Source organism: Pantoea sp. BAV 3049 (genome assembly GCF_009765445.1).
Lineage (GTDB): Bacteria > Pseudomonadota > Gammaproteobacteria > Enterobacterales > Enterobacteriaceae > Erwinia.
Window position 1 is genome coordinate 1,630,657 of the sequence record NZ_WHOY01000031.1, and the last position, 21,626, is coordinate 1,652,282.

Below are 21,626 nucleotides of genomic sequence, written 5' to 3' on the forward strand. Positions count from 1 at the left end.
TAAGAATTATGCTCTGCACTCCTGACGTGCATTGCTGCTTTTTTACAGGGAATACTCAATGAAAAACAGGATCGTTTTATTTATTACGTTCTCAATATTTCTCTCAGGAATGCCCGCCTGGGCGGTTAATTTATCCACTGGCGAATCTCAGGAAGTTAATGCGTTTTTTAATAATACGCATCTGGATCTGAGCCTGCGTAATCACTGGAAATACCTGAAGGAAAATGAAGCGCAGCCCACCACGGTGCATAATGCCTGGGGCCAGGCGGCGAATGTGAATCTGCAATCCGGTTATTTGTGGAATGTGATTGGCTTTGATGCCACTTACACGCGGGCAGTCCGGTTGGGGGCGAGTGATTATTTCTCCACTCGTGGCCTGCTGTATAACCAGGGCGAGGGCATGGACAAAAAGAATGCCCATGGCTTCAGCAAATTCGGCCAGCGCTACGTCAAAGTGAAGCTGGGGGATCAAACGCTGGGAATGCAGGCGAAAGCAGGCTGGCAGGCGCTGAAAAACTTCGGTGTTCTGACCCTGACTAACCGTTTATCGCGTAACAGTTATTCCGGCTACAGTGGCACCTTTAACTGGCAGGATCTCCGGCTGGATGCGGCTTATGTGACGCGGGCCATCCGCCATGACTCGCCGGAAAATCTGCATCTGCAGACGAATGACAAGCGGAACATTGAGTCAATTTTTACCAGTGGCGTGTTCTACAAAGGCCTGGACGGTCAGTTCGCTTACGGCTATGGCGAGGCAAAGGATTATCTCCGTCGGCAGCTGATTGAAACGGGTTACCAACTGGCCCCGGAATGGCGTATATCTTCACAGATCTATGGCAGCCAGGCACTGGAAAAGTATAAATCCATGGCGGCCAGTAAAAGAGAGTTTGATCACGATGCCTGGCATTACGTGGGGGAAGCCCGCTGGCAGAATAATGGCTGGACGCAGCGAATGGCGCTGGCCTGGACTTCGGCTGCAAAGAAAAATGCCGTAGGCTATTATGCCAGACCCATTACCAAAAATACCCGGGGACGGTTTAATGCCATGACCTCGGCCGGTAAAGATTATATGCGTGACAAAGAACTGGCGATCGTCTCTTATACCGAATATGAAATTACCAAAGGGCTGGCCAGCGGAATTCAGCTCAATTATGGGCAGTTTAATTATAAAAATAATACCGTCCGTTCCGGAGAGGTGGCCTGGCTTAATCGCTGGCAGCCTTCCCATCCCAGCCTGAAAAATCTCTCCGTCGCCGCTCAGCTTGGTTATGGCTGGTCGTATAAAAATAACAAAGAAACCCCGCTGTTGAATGCGCAGGGGAAATATATGCGTTCGCCCAGTCTCTCCTCCGAGGTGACCATTGATTATAAATTTGGTCTGTTCAATTAAAAAGGAATCAAGAATGAAAGGTAAAATGAAAGGCGTACTGTTATTGCTTCTGGCATCGTTCAGCTTTAATGAGTGCTTTGCAGCAGAGGTGACTATTTATCTGACGCGTCATGGCAAAACGATGTTTAACACCGTGCAGCGGGCGCAGGGCTGGAGCGACACGCCTTTAACCCCGCCAGGCGTGGACGTGGCGCAGAAACTGGGGCGCGGATTGCAACCGGTGAAGTTTGTCGCTGCCTGGTCCAGTGATTCTGGCAGAGCAAGAGAAACCGCGCGGCTGGTGATGCAGAGCTGGAAGACGCCGCTGCCGCTGAATGAGAGCAAAGGGCTGCGTGAAGTCGGCTTCGGGCTGTTTGAGGGCGATTTGGACCGCAATATGTGGGGAGCGGCGGCCACACAGGCGGGCTATCCGTCAGAAGCGGCGCTGATGAAGGATTTTGCTGAGCGTAAGATCCGCATCGATAAAATGATTGAAGCGATAAAAGGTGCTGAATCTCACGGGACGGGGGTGTTAAAAGGCATCAAATCCACCGGGGCTGCCGAGAGCTATCAGCAGGTCGCGACCCGCATGACCAACAGCATCACGGATATTGCCCGACAGGCTCAGCAGCAGGGTGGGGGTAACGTGCTGGTGGTGTCCCACGGGATGGCGATTATGGTGCTGCTGCAAGAGCTGGGAGATACCTCGCTTAACCAACAACTGGGTAATGCCAGCGTGACCAAAATTCGCTATACCGACGCGGGGCAGTTTGTTATCGAGTCGATTGGCGATCTGAGCTACATACGGCAAGGCTCATAACGTTCGCAGCATCGTCACTTCGCAATCCACGTGCCCGGTACACCCCATCGGGCCGTCGATATGCTCAAAGCCCAGATGCTCATACAGGCGAATGGCGCGGGTCAGTGAGGCGGTGGTTTCAAGGTAGCAGCGCTTGAATCCACGCTCGCGGGCGAAGTCCATCGCCTGCATTGCCAGCTCTCTCGCCATCCCCATGCCACGGATGGCAGGCATAAAGTACATCTTCTGCAGCTCACAGATATCCTCTTCGCTGCACAGCAGCGGGGCCACGCCGCCGCCGCCAACGATCACCCCATCCAGTTCCACCACCCAGTAAGCGCTGTCTGGCTCGCTGTAGAGTTCGAACAGGTGGTCGAGGTTAGGATCGGCTACGGTAAAGCCTTTATCCGCAGTCAGGCCAAACTCAGCGGAAACGTCGCGGATCACTCTGGCGATATGTGGATTATCAGCGGGTTGTAGCGGGCGAACTCGCAGGGATGTCTCTGTGCTATTTGTCATAACTGTGCCGTTTTAGTCTGCCTGAAAAGCAGTGTAATAACTTTACGCGGTCTGATGCAATCACCCACTGATTCAGGCCATCGCCAGCTGGATCGTGGCAAAAAAAAGCCCGGCGAGAAACTCTCAGCCGGGCCTTGTTATGTGGTGATGACTGCTTACAGTGCTTTGATCACCGCCTGCTGTTCAATCAGTTTCACTTTCGCCTGTTCGAACTCGGTCATGCGCTCACGCTCTTTCGCCACTACGGCTTCTGGCGCGCGGGAAACAAAACCTTCGTTAGACAGCTTGCTTTCGATCTTACCGATTTCCACTTCCAGCTTCGCCACTTCCTTCGCCAGACGCTCCAGCTCGGCAGACTTATCCACCAGGTCGGCCATCGGGATCAGCAGCTCGGCACCGTCGATAATCTTGGTGACGGAAACCGGACCTTTGTCGTCCGCAGCCAGACAGGTGATGCTCTCCAGGCGGGCCAGCGATTTGAGGAAGCTGTGGTTGTCGTTCACACGACGCACCACTTCCGAACTTGCGCCACGCAGCAGCACATCCAGCGGTTTGGCAGGAGAAAGGTTCATCTCCGCGCGTATGTTACGCACGGCAACGATAGCCTGCTTCAGCCACTCGGTATCGCTCAGAGCTGCTTCATCCACTTTCGCGGCTTCATAAGCTGGCATCGGCTGCAGCATGATGGTGTCGTCAGTGATGCTTTTTAACACCTTAACGCGCTGCCAGATGGTTTCCGTAATAAATGGAATGATCGGATGCGCCAGGCGCAGCAGAGCTTCCAGCACTTCAACCAGCGTGTTGCGAGTGCCGCGCAGCTCCGCTTCGGATCCGCCATTCATCACCGGCTTGGCCAGCTCCAGGTACCAGTCGCAGAACTGATTCCAGGTGAACTCATACAGTATGTTGGCGGCAATATCGAAACGATAGCTGTCCAGCGCTTCACGCCAGGCTTTCACCGTCTGGTTGAACTCGGCACGGATCCAGCGATCGGCCAGTGACAGCACCATTTCGCCGCCGTTCTGTCCGCAATCCTGGTCTTCGGTGTTCATCAGCACAAAGCGGCTGGCGTTCCACAGCTTGTTACAGAAGTTGCGGTAACCTTCCAGGCGCTTCATGTCCCAGTTGATGTCGCGGCCGGTCGAGGCCAGTGCCGCCAGCGTAAAGCGCAGCGCATCGGTGCCGTGCGGCTCAATACCATTCGGGAATTGTTTCTCGGTACGCTTGCGGATTTTCTCCGCCAGCTGCGGCTGCATCATGTTGCCGGTGCGTTTTTCCAGTAGGTCTTCCAGTGAGATGCCGTCCACCATATCCAGCGGATCGATGACGTTACCTTTCGATTTCGACATCTTCTGGCCTTCCTCATCGCGGATCAGGCCGGTCATATAGACGGTCTTGAACGGCACCTGAGGCTTGCCGTCTTCATCCTTGATGAAGTGCATGGTCAGCATGATCATGCGGGCAATCCAGAAGAAGATGATGTCGAAGCCACTTACCAGCACGCTGGTCGGGTGGAAGGTGTTCAGATCCGGCGTTTTTTCTGGCCAGCCAAGCGTGGAGAAAGTCCACAGACCTGAGGAGAACCAGGTGTCCAGCACGTCTTCGTCCTGGTTCAGCACCACCGCATCAGCCAGGTTATTCTCGGCACGCACTTCTTCTTCGGTACGGCCAACGTAGACGTTGCCTTCGGCATCGTACCAGGCTGGGATACGGTGACCCCACCACAGCTGGCGGGAAATACACCAGTCCTGAATATCACGCATCCAGGAGAAGTACATGTTTTCGTACTGCTTCGGCACAAACTGAATATCGCCCTGCTCAACGGCTTCCACCGCCACTTTGGCCAGCGGAGCGGTACGCACGTACCACTGGTCGGTCAGCATTGGCTCGATAACCACACCGCCACGGTCGCCGTAAGGCACGGTCAGGTCGTGTGGCTTCACTTCTTCCAGCAGGCCCAGCGCATCGACGGCAGCCACGATAGCTTTACGCGCAGCGAAGCGCTCCAGATTCTGGAACTCCGCCGGGATTGCCGCATCGTAAACGTCAGACTCTTCACCGTTGCAGTCATAAACCTGCGCCAGGTCGCGGATGTCACCGTCGAAGGTCAGAATATTGATCATCGGCAGTTTGTGACGACGGCCGACTTCATAGTCGTTGAAGTCATGCGCCGGAGTGATTTTCACGCAGCCGGTGCCTTTCTCCATATCCGCGTGTTCGTCGCCGACGATCGGAATGCGGCGGTCAACAAATGGCAGAACAACGAACTTTCCAATCAGGTCTTTGTAACGCGGATCTTCCGGGTTGACGGCCACGCCGGTATCGCCGAGCACGGTTTCCGGACGGGTGGTCGCCACCACCAGGTAATCTTTGCCATCGGCGGTTTTGGCGCCGTCGGCCAGCGGATAGCGGATGTGCCACATTGAGCCTTTGGACTCGCGGTTTTCCACTTCCAGATCGGAGATGGCGGTGCGCAGTTTAGGATCCCAGTTCACCAGGCGCTTGCCACGGTAAATCAGGTTCTCTTTGTACAGGCGCACAAACACTTCTTTAACCGCATTGGAGAGGCCTTCATCCATGGTGAAGCGCTCACGCTCCCAGTCTACGGAGTTGCCCAGACGACGCATCTGGCGGGTAATGGTGCCGCCGGATTCCGCCTTCCATTGCCAGATTTTTTCGATAAACGCATCGCGGCCGTAGTCCTTGCGTGTTTTACCTTCTTCGGCGGCAATTTTGCGTTCGACCACCATCTGGGTGGCGATACCCGCATGGTCAGTTCCCGCCTGCCACAGGGTGTTTTTTCCCTGCATGCGCTGGTAACGGATCATGGTGTCCATGATGGTCTGCTGGAAGGCGTGACCCATATGCAAGCTGCCGGTGACGTTCGGCGGCGGGATCATGATGCAGAAGCTTTCCTGGCGGGTGTCGCCATTTGGCTTGAAGTAGCCCTGCTGCTCCCAGTGCTCGTAAAGCGGCTGCTCGATATCTTGCGGGTTATATGTCTTTTCCATGTCTGCTATGTCGTTGGGGGCGTTGCCGTATTCAAGTGGAATCCAACGCTGCGATACGCTTTATAGCGGTCGCGCGCCAGCTGTTTCAAAGATTCTTCATAAGGCACGAAGTCTATCACTTCATGGAAAGCGGTGGCAAAATCTGCAAACTGCGGCAGCAGACTGATCAGCAAATCTCGCGGAGCATTGCCCCTGCGCTGCGGCCAGGCCAGCTCGACCGGCGCACCGTATTTCGGCCCTTCGCCTGCCAGATTGTGCGGCACAAAAGCACTGGCAGGCCGCTGCCATAAGGCTTCATCCAGGCGGACAGCCTGCGCTTCATCTTCGCAGGCTATCAGCACTCGCTTTCCCTCGCGCCAGCGCGCTTCTGCCAGGTCGCACACCAGCGCCTCAAGGGCGCTGATGCCGTCAACCGGAGTGTCGGTTTCCAGCAGATAGAAGGTGGCGTTTTTCATCGGTTAATCGTCGCCGTTCAGACCGGCACGGTTCAGCAGGAACTGTGACAGCAGGGCAACCGGACGCCCGGTGGCGCCTTTAGCCTTGCCGGAACGCCAGGCGGTACCGGCAATATCCAGATGCGCCCAGTTATACTTACGGGCAAAGCGCGCCAGGAAGCAGGCTGCGGTAATCGCACCGCCAGGACGGCCGCCAATGTTCGCCATATCGGCAAAATTAGAGTCCAGCTGCTCCTGATACTCATCCGCCATCGGCAGACGCCATGCGCGGTCACCCGCCTGCTCAGACGCGCCAATCAGCTCGTGCGCCAGTGGGTTATGGTTCGACATCAGTCCGCTGATGTGATGGCCCAGCGCAATCACGCAGGCACCGGTCAGGGTGGCGATATCGATCACCACGTCCGGATCGAAACGCTCCACGTAGGTCAGGGCATCACACAGCACCAGACGGCCTTCCGCATCGGTATTCAGCACTTCAACGGTTTGTCCGGACATGGTGGTCAGCACATCGCCTGGACGGTAAGCGCGGCCACCCGGCATGTTCTCACAACCCGCCAGCACGCCAACCACGTTCAGTGGCAGGTTCAGCTCGGCGACCATGCGCATCACGCCATAGACAGAAGCAGCACCGCACATATCGTATTTCATCTCGTCCATGGCTTCGCCAGGCTTGAGAGAGATACCACCGGTGTCAAAAGTGACACCCTTACCGACCAGCACAATAGGCTTGCTCCCGGCGTCCGGGTCACCTTTATATTCAATCACCGACATCAGCGATTCGTTCTGCGATCCCTGGCCGACAGCCAGGTAGGCATTCATGCCCAGCTCTTTCATCTGCTGCTCGCCAATCACGCGGGTGGTGATGTTCTTGCTGTAGGCATCCGCCAGCTGACGAGCCTGAGAAGCCAGATAGGCGGCGTTACAGATGTTTGGTGGCATATTGCCCAAATCTTTCGCGGCTTTGACCCCTGCGGCCACGGCCAGACCGTGCTGGATAGCACGTTCACCGCTGGTCAGTTCACGGCGGGTCGGCACGTTGAACACCATCTTACGCAGCGGACGGCGTGGTTCGATTTTGTTGCTTTTCAGCTGATCGAAGCTGTAAAGGGTCTCTTTTGACGTTTCCACTGCCTGGCGAACTTTCCAGTAAGTGTTACGACCTTTTACATGCAGTTCGGTCAGGAAGCAGACGGCTTCCATTGAGCCGGTATCATTAAGGGTGTTGATGGTTTTCTGGATGACCTGCTTATACTGACGTTCATCCAGCTCACGCTCTTTTCCGCACCCAATGAGCAAAATACGCTCAGAGAGGATATTTGGCACATGATGCAGCAGCAAAGTCTGCCCGACCTTGCCTTCCAGTTCGCCGCGGCGCAGCAGGGCGCTGATGTAGCCATCGCTGATTTTATCCAGCTGTTCAGCAATCGGTGAAAGCCTGCGCGGTTCAAACACGCCAACCACGATACAGGCACTGCGCTGTTTTTCCGGGCTACCGCTTTTTACACTGAACTCCATGCACTCTCCTGAATCTTAAAGACAACGGCGCTTGCTGCGGCTAGAATGTAGCGCTTATTGACCGCATAATGCCGGGGCAACACGCCGTTAGCGTAATGATAACGGGCGTCAGATTTCGTTTTGGTGATGTCCTGAAACAGGGATTAAAAATTTTTTTGCATCACCAGAACGCGATTGTTGTCATACTAGTTTAGCTATGACGAGGGCCATTGATGAGAAAAAATGGCGTATAAGCGATGAAACTAGCGATTTTCCTGCAAAAAGACAAGTTTTCACAGGCGTACTCAGCGTGATCATCATTAGATATCTGGTTAGGGAAACGCTCAAAAGCCAGCTGGCAATCCTCTTTATCCTGCTACTGATCTTCTTTTGTCAGAAATTAGTCAGGATTTTAGGTGCCGCGGCGGATGGCGAAATTCCAACAAATTTAGTACTGACATTATTGGGCCTGGGCATTTCAGAGATGGCGCAGCTAATTCTGCCACTCAGCCTGTTTTTAGCGATTTTGATGACCCTCGGCCGCCTGTACACCGAGAGTGAAATCACCGTGATGCATGCCTGCGGCTTAAGTAAAGCCGTGCTGGTGAAAGCGGCGATGGTGCTGATGCTGTTTACTGCCGTGGTGGCGGCGGCTAACGTCGCCTGGCTGGGGCCGTGGTCGGCGCGTTACCAGAACGAGGTGACGAAAAACGCCAAGGCCAACCCGGGCGCAGCGGCGCTGGCGGCGGGGCAGTTCCAGCAGTCTGGCGACGGTCAGTCGGTGATGTTTATTGAAAACGTTAAGGGCAACAATTTCGGCAATGTCTTCCTGGCGCAGCTGCGGCCGAAGGGCAATGCCCGCCCGTCGGTGGTGCTGGCAGATAAAGGCCATATGACCCAGCGTGCGGACGGTTCTCAGATCGTGACCCTGGATAAGGGAACTCGTTTTGAGGGCACGGCAATGCTGCGCGACTTCCGCATTACCGACTTCGAGAACTATCAGGCGATTATCGGCCATCAGGAAGTGGTGCTGGACCCGAACGACGCTGAACAGATGAATTTCAGTACGTTGATGCATTCCAAAAAGCCGGACTTTGCCAGCGAGTTGCACTGGCGCATTACGCTGGTGTTCTCAGTGCTGGTGATGGCGCTGATGGTCGTGCCGCTGAGCGTGGTCAACCCACGTCAGGGCCGCGTGCTGTCGATGCTGCCCGCCATGCTGCTCTATCTGGTCTTCTTCCTGCTGCAAAGCTCGCTGCGCTCCAGTGGTTCGAAAGGCCGCCTCGATCCGGCTATCTGGATGTGGGTGGTGAACATTGGGTATCTGGCGCTGGCGGTGATGCTTAACCTGTGGGATACGGTGCCGGTGAGGCGTATTCGCGCCCGCTTTACACGCGGAGGATCCGTCTGATGTTTGGCGTACTCGACAGATACATCGGTAAAACTATCTTTAACACCATCATGGCGACGCTGTTCATGCTGGTGTCGCTGTCCGGCATTATCAAGTTTGTCGACCAGCTGCGTAAAACCGGCCAGGGTGACTACACCGCGCTGGGTGCCGGGTTGTACACCATCCTGAGCGTGCCAAAAGATATCGAGATCTTCTTCCCGATGGCGGCGCTGTTAGGCGCTCTGCTGGGGCTGGGTGCTCTGGCGCAGCGCAGCGAGCTGGTGGTGATGCAGGCTTCCGGCTTCACCCGTATGCAGATTGCTGCCTCGGTGATGAAAACCGCGATCCCGCTGGTGCTACTGACTATGGCCATCGGCGAGTTTGTGGCGCCGCAGGGCGAGCAGATGGCGCGTAACTATCGTGCCCAGCAGCTGGTTGGCGGTTCGCTGCTTTCTACACAGAACGGCTTGTGGGCGAAGGACGGCGATAACTTTATCTTTATCGAGCGGCTGAAGGACAACAGCGAGCTGGGCGGTATCAGCATCTACAGCTTCAATAAAGAGCGCCGTTTACAGTCCGTGCGTTATGCTGCTTCGGCTACCTACAATGCTCAAAAGAAAGAGTGGGATTTGTCAGAGGTGGACCAGTCTGACCTGACCGACCCCAAACAGGTTTCTGGCAGCCAGACGCTAACCGGCGAATGGAAAACCACGCTGACGCCGGACAAGCTTGGCGTGGTGGCGCTGGACCCGGACGCGCTGTCGATCAGCGGCCTGTATAACTACACCAAATATCTCAAGCAGAGTGGGCAGGTTTCTGGCCGCTATCAGCTGAACATGTGGAGCAAAATCTTCCAGCCGCTGTCGGTGGCGGTGATGATGCTGATGGCGCTGTCGTTTATCTTCGGGCCGCTGCGCAGCGTGTCGATGGGGATGAGGGTGGTGACCGGGATCAGCTTTGGCTTCCTGTTCTACGTGCTTGATCAGATCTTTGGCCCGTTGAGCCTGGTTTATAATATTCTGCCGGTACTGGGTGCGTTACTGCCAAGCGCCGCGTTCTTTGCTATCAGCGTCTATATGCTGCTGAAGCGGAGATAAGCGCTGGAGTATGCAATCTGTTGATGAAGCAAGGATGAATCACAGATTTCCAGCTGTAGCGGCGTGAGTTTCAGGCCAATAAAAGACCCCGCCATCTGGCGGGGTCTTTGTTTTACAGGGCGTTGATCAGAAGTGGTAGTTAACACCTGCGATGCCGCTGTAGTCGGTGCGGAAAGTGCCGCCAAAGCTGCTTCTTGCTTTCACCTCCAGCGACCATTTATCCGCTATCTGACCTTCTGCTCCCACATGCACGCGGTAACGGTTATCCGATAGCGCGCCGAATTCACGGCGGGACTGGCTGTCTGACAGCGTCAGGCTGGAACCGGCTTTGCCCGGTGAATACTGATATTCAATACCCGCCGTCACCATCACATCAGGATTGCTGCTCCACAGGCCACGCTTCTTCACTTCCATACCGGCGGTGGCGAAGTAAGGCGTACTGGAGCTGAGGTCAACCTGTGCGCTGTCGCTCTTCAGCCCGAAGCCAGACAGGTAGCCGCCACTCAGGCCAACGTACGGTGAGATAAACAGTGAGTCGCGATCGGCAGTGAACTGATAGCCGCTTTTAACACTTCCGGCCAGGATATGGCTGGTGGCTTTCCCGTGATGAATGTCCAGCACCGGATCGAAAGTCAGATCCTGGCTGAGGTGCATATAGCGGGCGGCGGCATCAACAACCCAGCCTGCCGGGGATGACCAGGAGTAGTCAGCGCCCACGCTTGCCAGGTGGTGAGTTTCCTGCCCGTTACCTTTGGTGGTGCCCTGGGTGTATCCGGCATTGAAGCCGAACATCTGCTGCCACTGCACGCTGTCCCAGCCGAGGTTCAGAGACTGCTGGTTCACCTCAAACCCTTTGAAACTGCCTTTGTTCTGCTCGATCGATACCCACTCACCGTTTTTCTCCGGTGCGTTGCGCAGCAGTGAAGCACGGCCATGCAGCTGGCTCATCGCTTCGCTGAAGACATACTGGCGGGAGGCCAGCAACGCGCGAGTGTCGCGGATCAGCGGTTTGTTGTCCTCGATGGTAAACCAGCCCGAAGGTTTGCCACTGGCCGGGTCAACCGGCGTTTCAGGTTTTGCTGCTTCATCTGGCGTTGCTGCTTCAGCCTGAGTTTCAGGTTCAACTGGTGTTTCCGGCGTTGCAGGGACTTCAGGTTCAGTTGGCGCCTCAGGCTCTGTTGGTGTTGCTGGATCTGCAGGCGTATCAGGTTCCGCAGGGCGTTCTGGTTCGGCCTCGGCGTTATGAGCCAGCACCCATTGCACGCGATCGTCTTTTTCAATCACCTGGTAGTCCGGGGTATACAGGCTGAAGCCCCGCGCAACCGACGGCACGGTAAAGTAATCGTGAGCAGTACCGTCAGGCGCATCAAGCAGCACAATGTCATTCAGCAGCTTTACTGATTCATCAGCAGCGGTCAGTACGCTGATATCCAGAGTGTTGCTGCTACCCGTCGCCGAGTTCTTGATCGTCACTTTGTCACCCACTTCGCTCGCCGGAGAGGCGGCCAGGCTGATACTCAGCCCTGTGGCATCCAGCGAGTCGACAGTGAACTGAGTGGGGGACCAGGTTGTGCCTTCAGCCGCCAGTAAAGAAATACCGGAACCAGAAAGTGCTTTTAAAGAAGTGACGCTGCTGTTGCCGGTAAGCTGCCAGTACGCGCCGGAATCCATGGTCATGGTGCTGGTGGCCGAAGTGTTGATTGAGCCGTCGTAATTTACTTTACCCAGATACAGGCTGGCATTATCACCCAGCGTAATATCGCCGGAAACGGTGCTGGCAGCCAGCGCGGCAAGTTCAGTTGCACTGCGTACTGGCTGGCTGCAGTTAGTGGTATCGGTGTTAATTACCGCATAACAGCGCCAGATTTTCTCAGCATCCGAAGCGCTGGAGTTATAGCCCAGCATCACACGCGAGGAGTCTTCTGCAGTGATATCCGCCTGAACCTGAGCGTATTCGCCGACCTGCAGAGTGCTGCCTGATCCTACTGAAATCTGGTTTGCACTGAACATCGCCGTTGCCCAGTCGTCGTTAATGATTACGCCGTTAGCGTGAGGGATCGGCTGGCCCGAGAGTAAAACCGTTCCCTGCGATACATTGAGATTGCCATTCAGGTTCATTCCCCCGGTTAACGCTGTCATGGCCGCGGAGCCCGCAGCATTCACATTGACGTTCAGCACGCCGCTGCTGTCGCTGTCACCCAAAAAGCCGCGAAACACTGTCTTGTTCAGTTGTGCCAGACGATAATCGATTGCCGCATCAGCATCAGTACCTAAATAGGTCCAGGTCGCGGTGCTGCTTTTATCAGTAGGGAAATACCAGTAGGAAGACTTGTTGAGCTGAAAATACTCTGTGTCTTTGGTATAGGGGTTGGGATAAATATAAATCGATCCCACGGTTCCCTTCGGGTTGCTCTCGCTGAATTTCTGGAACGGCACGTCTGCGCTGTTGTAACCAGTCAGATTCAGCGTAGCGGCTGTCGCCGTATTGTGGTTAACCAGCATGGCACCGCTGTCGGTGTGATTGATCTGTTTAAATGATAAGTCATTACCATTGAGATCGAGCTTGCCGCCCCGGTAACCAAAGAAGATATTCCCGGTGGCAACCTGATCAGCATCGTTCAGGATAACTGTCGGACGACCGCTGACTAAGGTCACTGAAGAGAAAGCCTGTTTATTGCCATCAGCGTCGGCTTGCTGGTCCAGTACCACTGTGCCGTCACCGGTATTCAGGCTGCCCTGATTGATCCCGCGGGCATTAATCTGCAGCGTGCCTTCTCCGATTTTATGTAGCGCATCATCTGCCAGACCGTTGACCTGCCACAGGACGGTCTTGTCCGCATCGACTTCAATACCGCCACCCACCCAGGTACTGTTGGCTCCGTCGGCTGATTTCACCTGATAATTATTTGAGAACTGCAGTTTTCCTGCGCCCATGTTCACGGCATCGGTCAGGATTATCTGACCGCCGTCGCCGTTAAATCTCAGATCTTTGGTGGCATCCAGTTCTTCACTGGAAGCTGCAGAAGGAGTGATGTTTTTATAATTCTCTGCTAACCCTTGCCAGGCCCATGATGTTTCTCCCTGCAAAATAGACGTTGGAGACCATTGCAATTCTCCTTTCTCTGCACTGTCGGTGACATCGGCAGAGGTATTCGCTGCCAAAATATTAGCTATGTAGTTGTCAGGAATATATTCAGCCCCGGAAACTTTTCGGTAGATACCATTATTTGAAATCGAAGCATGATGAACGCCAACGATTTTCCATTTCTGATCCACTTCGTCCCAGGCAAATACAGGGCTGCCACTGTCACCTCCCATAGTGCCGATGGAAAGTGGCGAGGTCAGCAGGTCGTCCGGGCCGTAATTCTGATAGCGGAGCGTGCCGGAAGCAAAGTTAATCCCTGCTGCGTTAATTGTTCCTCCCGTCTTCCATTCATAGGCCCCGGCCAGCGTGATCTCCTCTGTGAGGGCATCATTCACCTGGCTTTGCGTACCTGCGCCCACGCGAACATAAGCGCTGTAACGGGAAATATCGCCTTTTCTGATCTCCGTTTTATTGACCGATTCAGCCGGGACGGCATCAGTGACCACTTTACTCAGGCGGGGAAGATGAAAATCAATGTCTGAAATAGTGGAGTCATTACGGTTAATCAGTTTATAAGTGGCGGCATATTTAGCTCCGTTGCCAAAACTTACGCTTTGATAACCTGTATTATGTCGTACGCTTGCAACGTAGGAGGGTGAGACCAGCGTGGAGTATCCCCCCGTCACCACCATGCCAAAATCCGGCATTGAAAAATTCAGGTAACCGGAAAGAGAACCATCGGTTTTGTAAACCGGAATTTGTTCTGCACCAACGGTATATTTCCCAAGGTTTTCAGCGTAATCACGGTAGTCCTGAACCGAAATGTCATGACGCATAATACCGGCGTAAGACGTCGCGCAGACAAAAACAGTGCAATAGCACACAGCCGTTTTCTTTCTCATAATAGTCTTCCTTAACAATCATTCCATTTTTGCTGTGTAAGTTGAAATTATGTCTTAAAATTCACTGTTATTAACAATTTATAGCCAGTAATTGCGTGCATTAAAATCGATTTTGGTCGTGATGTAAATGCAATTATTGGAATTTCAGAAGGTGTAATATTCTCGGCATTTATTCGTTATTTCTTAAATACGTCAGAGAAATATTTTTCCAGAGTTTCCTGCCAGCATGTAAACCAATGTTGTTGCGATTAAGAGGACTGAGTTATCTGAGTTATGGCTACTTGTGCGGATTTATGATAACCCATCACTTTAGCGACAGAGGGGGTATTGCCGTTTTGCTGTAGTTATCACTGGTACTAAAAATGTCTGCTATGCTCTTTTTTTTTATAATAATTTAACATTATGATTTTGTTTCTTTATTGATTGCATTGATAAAATTCAGCCAGTCAGGCTGCCTCTGTAATAATTATTTTATTTATTAAAGGATTACCTGGTGTTTAAATTTAACAAAGTGATCCAGATTTAAAATCAATGCCACATTAATAATTCATGCTCTGCCTTAAATCATTTGCTGAAAATTAGGTATTTTATCAGTCTGGTCTATGCTTAGTTAATCGACGTCATAGATGTTATTTGATTTTTTTTCGCAGAAATTACGCTAACCGAACCGCTTAAGGAGCCGCTATGGCAGGCAAAAACCAGTTGCCTGGAACACAATGTGTTAGTGAGCACTCGCTACCTGTTATGGAAGAGCATGCCAGCATTTCTTCTGAGCGTATCGTGGACAATCGCATACGCATCGTACGGTCAACCGCCTCTGCTGAGCAATTGCTGGAAACGGAGCTGGCAAGGGAAGAAGTCAGTATTGAGCATATTGCCAGAAATCAGCTGGTTGACAATGATTACAACGCTGAAGTGCGTTACGAAGGTGATGACTTAATTATCCCGGTCATTGAGGAACAGGTTGAAATAATCCGGCGTAAGGTTCTGAAAGAAGAAATTTATATTCGTAAGATCCAAAAAAGTGAACCTTTTCAACAAACGGTCACGTTGCGCAGTCAGGAGGTCAATATCAGCAGAGAGAAAACTAAACCTTAAACCCTGTTAAGAGGAATCAGTTATGTCACATGAAAAAATTGTCACTGCCTTCAGAGAGGAACAGCAGGCCCAGGTGGCAAAAGAGAAACTGATCGCAGAAGGTATTGCCGAAAAAAATATCGATATCATTGCCGGTAACAGACTGCAGGTGGAAGATAAAGAGATCCGCCATCCCAGTTTCTGGCAGAGGATATTTGGCGATGACGTGGACGATAATTATGCCAGTGAATACAACAGGGCGCTGCAAACAGGCGGTGTTCTGCTGACCGTCCGCGCCTCGAAAGAAGAAGCGGGTAATATCGAGATGTTGCTGAATGAGTACTCCAGTGATTACTCGACCTATGCACCAGGTTCAGCAGATCGCGATTTTATGGGTGAAACCGACGACAGGTTTGGCTCACGGGAACCGCTGCTTAACGAAGCCGCTCCGCTGATGCCTGAAGCTGCGCCGGATGAAACGCTGCCAGTGAGGGATGAACTGGTCGAAATGGATGCTGAGAGGACCCCGGCAGGAACCGACCGTGAAGCGCTGAAACTGGCTGAAGAACAAATTGAGATAGGGAAGCGTCAGGTTAGTGATGGTGTGGTTCGCCTGCGTCGTTATACCGTTGAAGATCCGGTGGCTGAGGATATCTCGCTGTACGATCAGCATGCTGAAGTCTTCCGCAGTGCCGTCGATGAACCAGCCTATCTGAACGATGTGGACTGGTCAGAGAAAACTATCGAGGTGGAAGAGTCTCATGAAGTCCCAACGGTAAATAAAACTGCCCACATCAAAGAAGAAGTGGGTGTGCGTGCAGAAGGTAACGAGCGGGTAGAAACCGTGAAAGACAGCGTCCGCCGTCAGGAAGTGAAAGTTGAGAAAGATGGCGTATTCACCAAAGAAGACGATCTGACGCATCACGATCATTAATACGCCAGAACAGGCTATCCCGCACGGGTCCACTCGATCAGTGCGGGAAGCTCAGAGAGCAGATATAAAATCAGGCCGATAACGCCGCCCACCACCGTGCCGTTGATGCGGATGCGCTGTAAATCCCTACCGATATTCAGCTCAACCTGATGCGACATATCCCGCGCGTCCCAGCTTTTCACCGTATCGCTGATATGGCGACTGAGGAAAGTCGAGAACTCAGGCGCGGCGCTGGTGGCGGCTTCTTCCATATGCTGGTTCAGCGATGCCCGTAGCTGAGCATCCTGCATCAGTGTTTCCCCCAGCCACAGCCCGGCCGCGCTCACCTTCGCGTGCAGCACCGAATCTTGCTTATCCAGATCCTCTTTTAACCAGCCGCGCAGATCGCCCCACAGCTGGCTGATATAGGTGTTCAGCGCTTCGTCCTGCTTAAGATAATCTTTGATCTCTTCCGCCTTCAGCTGCATCTCCGGATCTTCCCGCAACCTGCCGATCAGCCGCTGTACCGCACGGTTAAAGCCCTGCCGCAGCTCGTGCGTGCCATCCTGCTCGATATCGTTAAGAATCGACTTCACCGCATTCGCTGCCAGTTCGGCGCTCTTGTCACCGACCCATTCGGTTGGCAGCATTTTCTCTTTGATCGGATGCTCGCGCTTCAGCCAGCGGATCACCTGCTGGGCGATAAACTCGTGAGTGCCGGGTTTATTCACCAGGTGCAGCAGCTGGCTGATGGCGTCATCCAGTAGCGCCTGATGACGGTTATTTTTGGTCAGGCTCTCCAGCACCATCGCCGCCGACTGCGACAGATCGACCTTATCAATGGCTTTATGAATGGCGCGACGCATAAAGGCCTGGATGCGCTGGTCATCGGCCAGATCCAGAAAACCACGAACGATCTTCAGCAGATAGCCGCTGAGCTTTGCCGCATTGATCGGCATGCTCAGCCAGTTGGCAATGATCTGGGCCGGATCGTGGCGGCGGATCAGCGTCAGCAGGGATTCGGTGTTAAGAAATTTATCCTGCACGAACAGCGCCAGGTTATCGGCGATGCGATCCTTATTGCGGGGAATGATCGCCGTATGGCGACCAACCAGCGGGATCGGCACGCGACGAAACAGGGCGCTGACTGCAAACCAGTCAGCCAGCGCGCCAACCATCGAGGCTTCTGAGACGGCCTTCAGGCCGTTAACCCAGACGCTGGAGGGGAACCACAGGGGGTAAAGTACGGTGGCGATAAACAGCGCCGCCGCGCCGCAAAGCAGCAGCAGCGGCAGGCGTTTGGCATAAGCCAGTTCAGTTTCTTTATCCATGCAGGGTGTCGTATTCCTCCAGTCCGGACTGAACCACAGTTTACACCATCCGGGTTCCGGCGTGGCAATGGATACGCTTGCTTCTAATCAATGCCGCTAATCTGCACAGGGTCTGTACAATGAAGGCTCTTGTGCCGGGCTGTAAATCTCAGGGGAATGGCGTGAAAGATCCTTATTGGTGGGTGCTTAACTGTCTGGTTATCGATTAATATTTTTGTAATTTGTTTATATTTTGTTTAGTCAGTTTTACTTCAGCCGTGGTCTTATAACCGCCCCTAATCTTTAAGGATAAAGATGATGAAAAAAGATGAAATAAATCCACTGGCCATCAGCACCTTCTCCTCATTCCCTGCCGGGATCGCCATAAAAAAATATGTTAAGTTGCCAATAATCACCCTGATATTATGTGGATGTTCCTCACAATGGGTAGCCAGTCGGCCTGGGGCAGAAGCATTATCCTCGGCCCGGCCTGCCTGCGAGACCCAATCTGAAAAGAAGTTCCCCGTGAAAAACGAAGTGGCCCAGCGTACTGTTTATTCGCAGAAATACGAAACATGTAAAAAGAATGAAGAGTGTGATGGGAAAAAATACAAAACCACAGAGCGGCCTGAAACGGAAAGTTATGTTATGGATGTCAATAAGGATAGTCGTCGAAACGAGTTTTACGGCTGTATGAGTGTGAAAGGATGGGAATACGAAACGAAATGGTTTTAAAAAGAGCCCGAACCATCACATTGACACGAGACCCTGTCAGGTAAAATGCCCATCAGGGAGAAAGATCTGCGAAGAGATAAAGTGATCATGAAGACATTTTCGTTGCTGACAGGGAGAAAGAAAATTAATTTTTTTCTGTTACTTTCTGGATATATTAACATAGCTGTCTGGTGTGTTTTTTTGCATTTTTTCTTGTACAGAGACTTCATGCAATTAGAAATATTGATCCCGATGGCTATCCTCTTTTTAAATTATCTGCTGGCTGTCACGCTGATATTCTTAAGTTTTTTCATGTGGGAAGGCAGGAAAGATTGGTTCTGGTATCTGAATATTGCTTCATCAGTCGCGCTATTATCAACGCTGCTGTTCTTCATCTGGCCGCGACTCATTTTGGTTCCGCTGAGTCTTACCGCGCCCTGAAGTGAAAGGGGCAGATCCGACAGCCTCTTTCTGTTGCAGTCTGCACTCCTGCTGATCATGGAAAGAGGCTGGAAGAAGGTGGCCGTTTAACGTTTGCGACCGCCCATGATACTGCCGAGTACCCCACGGATAACCTGGTTGGTGATCTGCCGCGCCGCGCTTTTTGCCACGCTTTGCACTATGCCATCGTGCTTGCCGCCGCGAGGCCCGGTGGTACCAAACAGGATGTCCTTCAGCCCGCCGAGAATGCCGTCATCCACCGCGACTTTATTGCCTTTAACCGGCGGCGCGTTGGCCTCTTCAGCGGCTCCCTGCAGCCCTTTGCTCAGCATTTCAAAGGCAGATTCGCGATCAACTGCTTCTTCATACTTGCCGGAGAGCGGAGAGTGATTGATCAGGCCGTTACGCTCGTCGTCCGTTACCGGCCCCATGCGTGAGCCGGGCGCAATCACCATGGCGCGCTCCACCACTGACGGGCTGCCTTTCTCATCGAGGAAGGAGATCAGCGCTTCGCCGGTACCCAGTTCCTGAATGGCGGTGACGGTATCGAACGCCGGATTGGCGCGCATGGTTTGCGCCGCCACTTTCACCGCTTTCTGATCCTTCGGCGTGAAGGCGCGCAGCGCATGCTGCACGCGGTTACCTAACTGACCCAGCACCGAGTCCGGGATATCGGCGGGATTCTGCGAGACAAAGTAAACGCCGACGGCTTTGGAACGGATCAGGCGGATAACCTGCTCGATTTTATCCAACAGTACCTGTGGCGCGTCGCTGAACAGCAGGTGCGCTTCATCGAAGAAGAACACCAGTTTCGGCTTCTCCAGATCGCCCGCTTCCGGCAGATGTTCGTACAGTTCGGAGAGCATCCATAGCAGGCTGGTGGCATAGAGCATCGGCGTCTGGTAGAGCTTCTCCGCCGCGAGGATGTTGATCACTCCTTTGCCGCCGCTGTCGGTGCGCATCCAGTCTTTGATATCCAGCATCGGCTCACCAAAGAAATATTCGGCCCCTTGCTGCTCCAGCGACAGCAGGCCGCGCTGGATAGCCCCGACCGAGGCGCTGTTGATATTGCCGTACTGGGTCTGGAAGGATTTGGCGTTGTCGCCGATATACTGCGTCATGGCGCGCAGATCTTTGAAGTCCAGCAGCAGCAGGCCCTGGTCGTCGGCCACGCGGAAGATAATCTGCAGCACGCCGCTCTGCACTTCATTCAGGTTCAGCAGGCGGGCCAGCAGCAAGGGACCCAGGTCCGAAACAGTGGCGCGAATGGGATGGCCTTTTTCACCGAAGATATCCCACAGCACCACCGGATTGCCCTGCGGCGACCAGTCGGTGACGCCAATCTTCGCCAGCCGGGCCAGCAGCTTCTCTGATGAAGCGCCTTCTTTGGCTATGCCGGTCAGATCGCCTTTCACATCGGCCATAAACACCGGCACGCCGATACTGGAAAAGCTCTCTGCCAGCTTCTGTAGCGTGACGGTTTTGCCGGTCCCGGTGGCGCCGGTAATCAGGCCGTGACGGTTGGCCATGCCAGGCAGGAGGTGCAGCGCGATATCGGCGGTCCGGGCAATCAGCAGCGGCTCGGTCATGTTTCTTATCCCTGTCAGTCGGTGAAAAATTCAGTTGAAAACGTCCTGTAAGATTAGCAGTCTCTGGCTTCGCTCCGTGAGGCGGTGTTGCCATTTTCAGAATGCTGTGGCTATGTTATCCCGAATACTTAACGGGAGGCGAGAAAATGGATGCAGCAGTTTTATCGGTAGTCACGATTGGCGGCGCACTGGCGCTGGGCGCGATGAGTCCGGGACCGAGCTTTATTTTGGTGGCACGCACGGCGGTAGCTTCTTCCCGCCGGGCCGGGATGGGAGCCGCGCTGGGCATGGGCGTGGGTTCAGTCATTATTTCGCTGATTGCTCTGCTGGGACTGCACACGCTGTTGGCGGCGGTACCGTGGCTGTGGCTGGCCTTGAAAACCGGCGGTGGCATTTACCTGTTGTGGATGGCTTTTAAAATGTTCCGGGGTGCCAGGCAGCCGCTGCACGTTACGACAGAGGCAAACGCAGGTAAAAGTTTCCGCCGTGCATTTCTCACCGCTTTCGGGACACAGATCAGCAACCCTAAAACAGCGGTGGTATTTGCGGGTATCTTCGCCGCGCTGTTGCCAGCCCATATCACACCGATGATGTACGTGACTCTGCCGGTTGTCTCGATGCTGGTGGACGGACTTTGGTATGCCTTTGTGGCTTACGCGCTCTCTTCAAGCGGGCCGCGTAATACCTATCTGCGCTATAAAGCGGCCTTCGACCGGATTGGCGGGAGCGTGATGGCGCTGCTGGGGATTCGGTTGATTGTGAAATGAAGAGCGGTAGGGAGCGTTAAGCTGGTGATGAAGTGGATGACGGTCCCGGACATCAGGCTGATGATGAAGTAAAAATTCGAGCCACGTCAGTGTGGCTCGCGGGAAGGACGGTGAGGGGACAGCCTCACCAATAAGAGAGAACAGTTAAGAGATAAACTGTTTGCCCTGTTTCAGGACCAGGTCACAGGCTTTGGTCTTGACCTTTTTGCCCAGCGCGGTATCGCCCAGGCTCTTCAGATTCACCTGCTGGTTGTTGCCGGTGTTCAGCAAGCCCATCAGGCCCTGTTTGTAATCGGTGGTTTCCTGCGCCTTCTGCGTATCGGCGAGGCCCAGTTTGCTCATCAGCTGATCTTTGACCGAGTCAGCGTTGTTATCGACCACGTTGTTCTGCACGCAGTACTGCAACACACCGGCGGCATTGGTCATGCTGTTAGAGCTGAGCGACTGATTGCCGCCGTTCAGCAGGCCAGTCAGCGCGCTCATTGAGTTGCCGGTCTGAGTGGTTGAAGCGGATCCGGAATTACTGCTGAGCGAATTGGCCGCGCTGCTCAGCTGATCCTGCCAGCTGGCCGCCGAGGCCCCGCCCGCGAACAGGGAAGAAGAAACCGTTAAAGCCAAAATCATTTTGGAGGCTGCTTTCATTTTTATACCTTTTCTAAGTTACCCGGCACAGCGCACTCAGTCGCTGCGCGCC

General features: G+C 53.7%; 17 protein-coding genes. 9 read left to right on the top strand and 8 right to left on the bottom strand.

Annotation, left to right across the window (positions count from 1 at the left end):
- Window positions 1–58 precede the first annotated feature (58 nt).
- Window positions 59–1,390, top strand: a complete 1,332-nt coding sequence (locus GSQ70_RS08325) for a hypothetical protein (protein ID WP_158782116.1) — start codon at window positions 59–61, stop codon at window positions 1,388–1,390.
- A 13-nt stretch (window positions 1,391–1,403) separates the two neighbouring features.
- Window positions 1,404–2,189, top strand: coding sequence for a histidine phosphatase family protein (locus GSQ70_RS08330; RefSeq protein ID WP_158782117.1), 786 nt, complete (start codon window positions 1,404–1,406; stop codon window positions 2,187–2,189).
- Here GSQ70_RS08330 and GSQ70_RS08335 read toward each other — a convergent pair.
- The 4 genes from GSQ70_RS08335 to pepA all read right to left on the bottom strand — a co-directional run bounded on the left by GSQ70_RS08335 (window position 2,184) and on the right by pepA (window position 7,668).
- On the bottom strand, window positions 2,184–2,687 hold the full coding sequence (locus tag GSQ70_RS08335; RefSeq protein WP_158782118.1) for a GNAT family N-acetyltransferase: 504 nt from the start codon (window positions 2,685–2,687) through the stop codon (window positions 2,184–2,186). The genes GSQ70_RS08330 and GSQ70_RS08335 overlap by 6 nt on opposite strands.
- Window positions 2,688–2,842: 155 nt before the next feature.
- Window positions 2,843–5,698, bottom strand: coding sequence for a valine--tRNA ligase (locus GSQ70_RS08340; protein WP_158782119.1), 2,856 nt, complete (start codon window positions 5,696–5,698; stop codon window positions 2,843–2,845).
- A gap of 5 nt (window positions 5,699–5,703) precedes the next feature.
- Window positions 5,704–6,153 (bottom strand): DNA polymerase III subunit chi, encoded by a 450-nt coding sequence (locus tag GSQ70_RS08345; RefSeq protein WP_158782120.1) that lies wholly within the window; start codon window positions 6,151–6,153, stop codon window positions 5,704–5,706.
- 3 nt (window positions 6,154–6,156) lie between these two features.
- A complete protein-coding gene (gene pepA, locus GSQ70_RS08350) occupies window positions 6,157–7,668 on the bottom strand; it encodes a leucyl aminopeptidase (RefSeq protein ID WP_158782121.1) in 1,512 nt (503 codons plus the stop codon).
- A gap of 289 nt (window positions 7,669–7,957) precedes the next feature.
- Here pepA and lptF point away from each other — a divergent pair, with 289 nt between their 5' ends.
- Window positions 7,958–9,058 (top strand): LPS export ABC transporter permease LptF, encoded by a 1,101-nt coding sequence (gene lptF / locus GSQ70_RS08355; RefSeq protein ID WP_158782122.1) that lies wholly within the window; start codon window positions 7,958–7,960, stop codon window positions 9,056–9,058.
- Window positions 9,058–10,134, top strand: coding sequence for an LPS export ABC transporter permease LptG (gene lptG, locus GSQ70_RS08360; RefSeq protein ID WP_158782123.1), 1,077 nt, complete (start codon window positions 9,058–9,060; stop codon window positions 10,132–10,134). Before lptF ends, lptG begins: the two co-directional genes overlap by 1 nt.
- A 126-nt stretch (window positions 10,135–10,260) precedes the next feature.
- Here lptG and GSQ70_RS08365 read toward each other — a convergent pair whose 3' ends face one another.
- A complete protein-coding gene (locus tag GSQ70_RS08365; protein WP_158782124.1) occupies window positions 10,261–14,121 on the bottom strand; it encodes a S6 family peptidase in 3,861 nt (1,286 codons plus the stop codon).
- Between the two features lie 684 nt (window positions 14,122–14,805).
- Here GSQ70_RS08365 and GSQ70_RS08370 point away from each other — a divergent pair.
- Window positions 14,806–15,219 (top strand): DUF2382 domain-containing protein, encoded by a 414-nt coding sequence (locus GSQ70_RS08370; RefSeq protein ID WP_158782125.1) that lies wholly within the window; start codon window positions 14,806–14,808, stop codon window positions 15,217–15,219.
- A 22-nt stretch (window positions 15,220–15,241) separates the two neighbouring features.
- Complete coding sequence (locus GSQ70_RS08375; protein ID WP_158782126.1) at window positions 15,242–16,132, top strand: YsnF/AvaK domain-containing protein; 891 nt, start codon at window positions 15,242–15,244, stop codon at window positions 16,130–16,132.
- A 14-nt stretch (window positions 16,133–16,146) separates the two neighbouring features.
- Here GSQ70_RS08375 and GSQ70_RS08380 read toward each other — a convergent pair whose 3' ends face one another.
- Complete coding sequence (locus tag GSQ70_RS08380) at window positions 16,147–17,442, bottom strand: DUF445 domain-containing protein (protein ID WP_158782127.1); 1,296 nt, start codon at window positions 17,440–17,442, stop codon at window positions 16,147–16,149.
- 297 nt (window positions 17,443–17,739) lie between these two features.
- Here GSQ70_RS08380 and GSQ70_RS08385 point away from each other — a divergent pair, with 297 nt between their 5' ends.
- Together GSQ70_RS08385 and GSQ70_RS08390 are read left to right on the top strand one after the other, a co-directional pair.
- Window positions 17,740–18,156 (top strand): hypothetical protein, encoded by a 417-nt coding sequence (locus GSQ70_RS08385; RefSeq protein WP_233268257.1) that lies wholly within the window; start codon window positions 17,740–17,742, stop codon window positions 18,154–18,156.
- A 207-nt stretch (window positions 18,157–18,363) separates the two neighbouring features.
- The gene (locus GSQ70_RS08390; RefSeq protein WP_158782128.1) at window positions 18,364–18,576 is read left to right on the top strand and encodes a hypothetical protein; all 213 of its coding nucleotides are present in this window, start codon (window positions 18,364–18,366) and stop codon (window positions 18,574–18,576) included.
- An 86-nt stretch (window positions 18,577–18,662) separates the two neighbouring features.
- Here the strand turns inward: GSQ70_RS08390 and GSQ70_RS08395 are convergent, their stop codons facing one another.
- The gene (locus tag GSQ70_RS08395) at window positions 18,663–20,165 is read right to left on the bottom strand and encodes a helicase HerA-like C-terminal domain-containing protein (protein WP_158782129.1); all 1,503 of its coding nucleotides are present in this window, start codon (window positions 20,163–20,165) and stop codon (window positions 18,663–18,665) included.
- 146 nt (window positions 20,166–20,311) lie between these two features.
- Between GSQ70_RS08395 and GSQ70_RS08400 the strand changes: the two genes are divergently transcribed.
- Window positions 20,312–20,932, top strand: coding sequence for a LysE family translocator (locus GSQ70_RS08400; protein ID WP_158782130.1), 621 nt, complete (start codon window positions 20,312–20,314; stop codon window positions 20,930–20,932).
- A gap of 144 nt (window positions 20,933–21,076) precedes the next feature.
- Here GSQ70_RS08400 and GSQ70_RS08405 read toward each other — a convergent pair whose 3' ends face one another.
- Complete coding sequence (locus tag GSQ70_RS08405) at window positions 21,077–21,574, bottom strand: DUF2501 domain-containing protein (protein ID WP_158782131.1); 498 nt, start codon at window positions 21,572–21,574, stop codon at window positions 21,077–21,079.
- Between the last annotated feature and the right edge of the window lie 52 nt (window positions 21,575–21,626).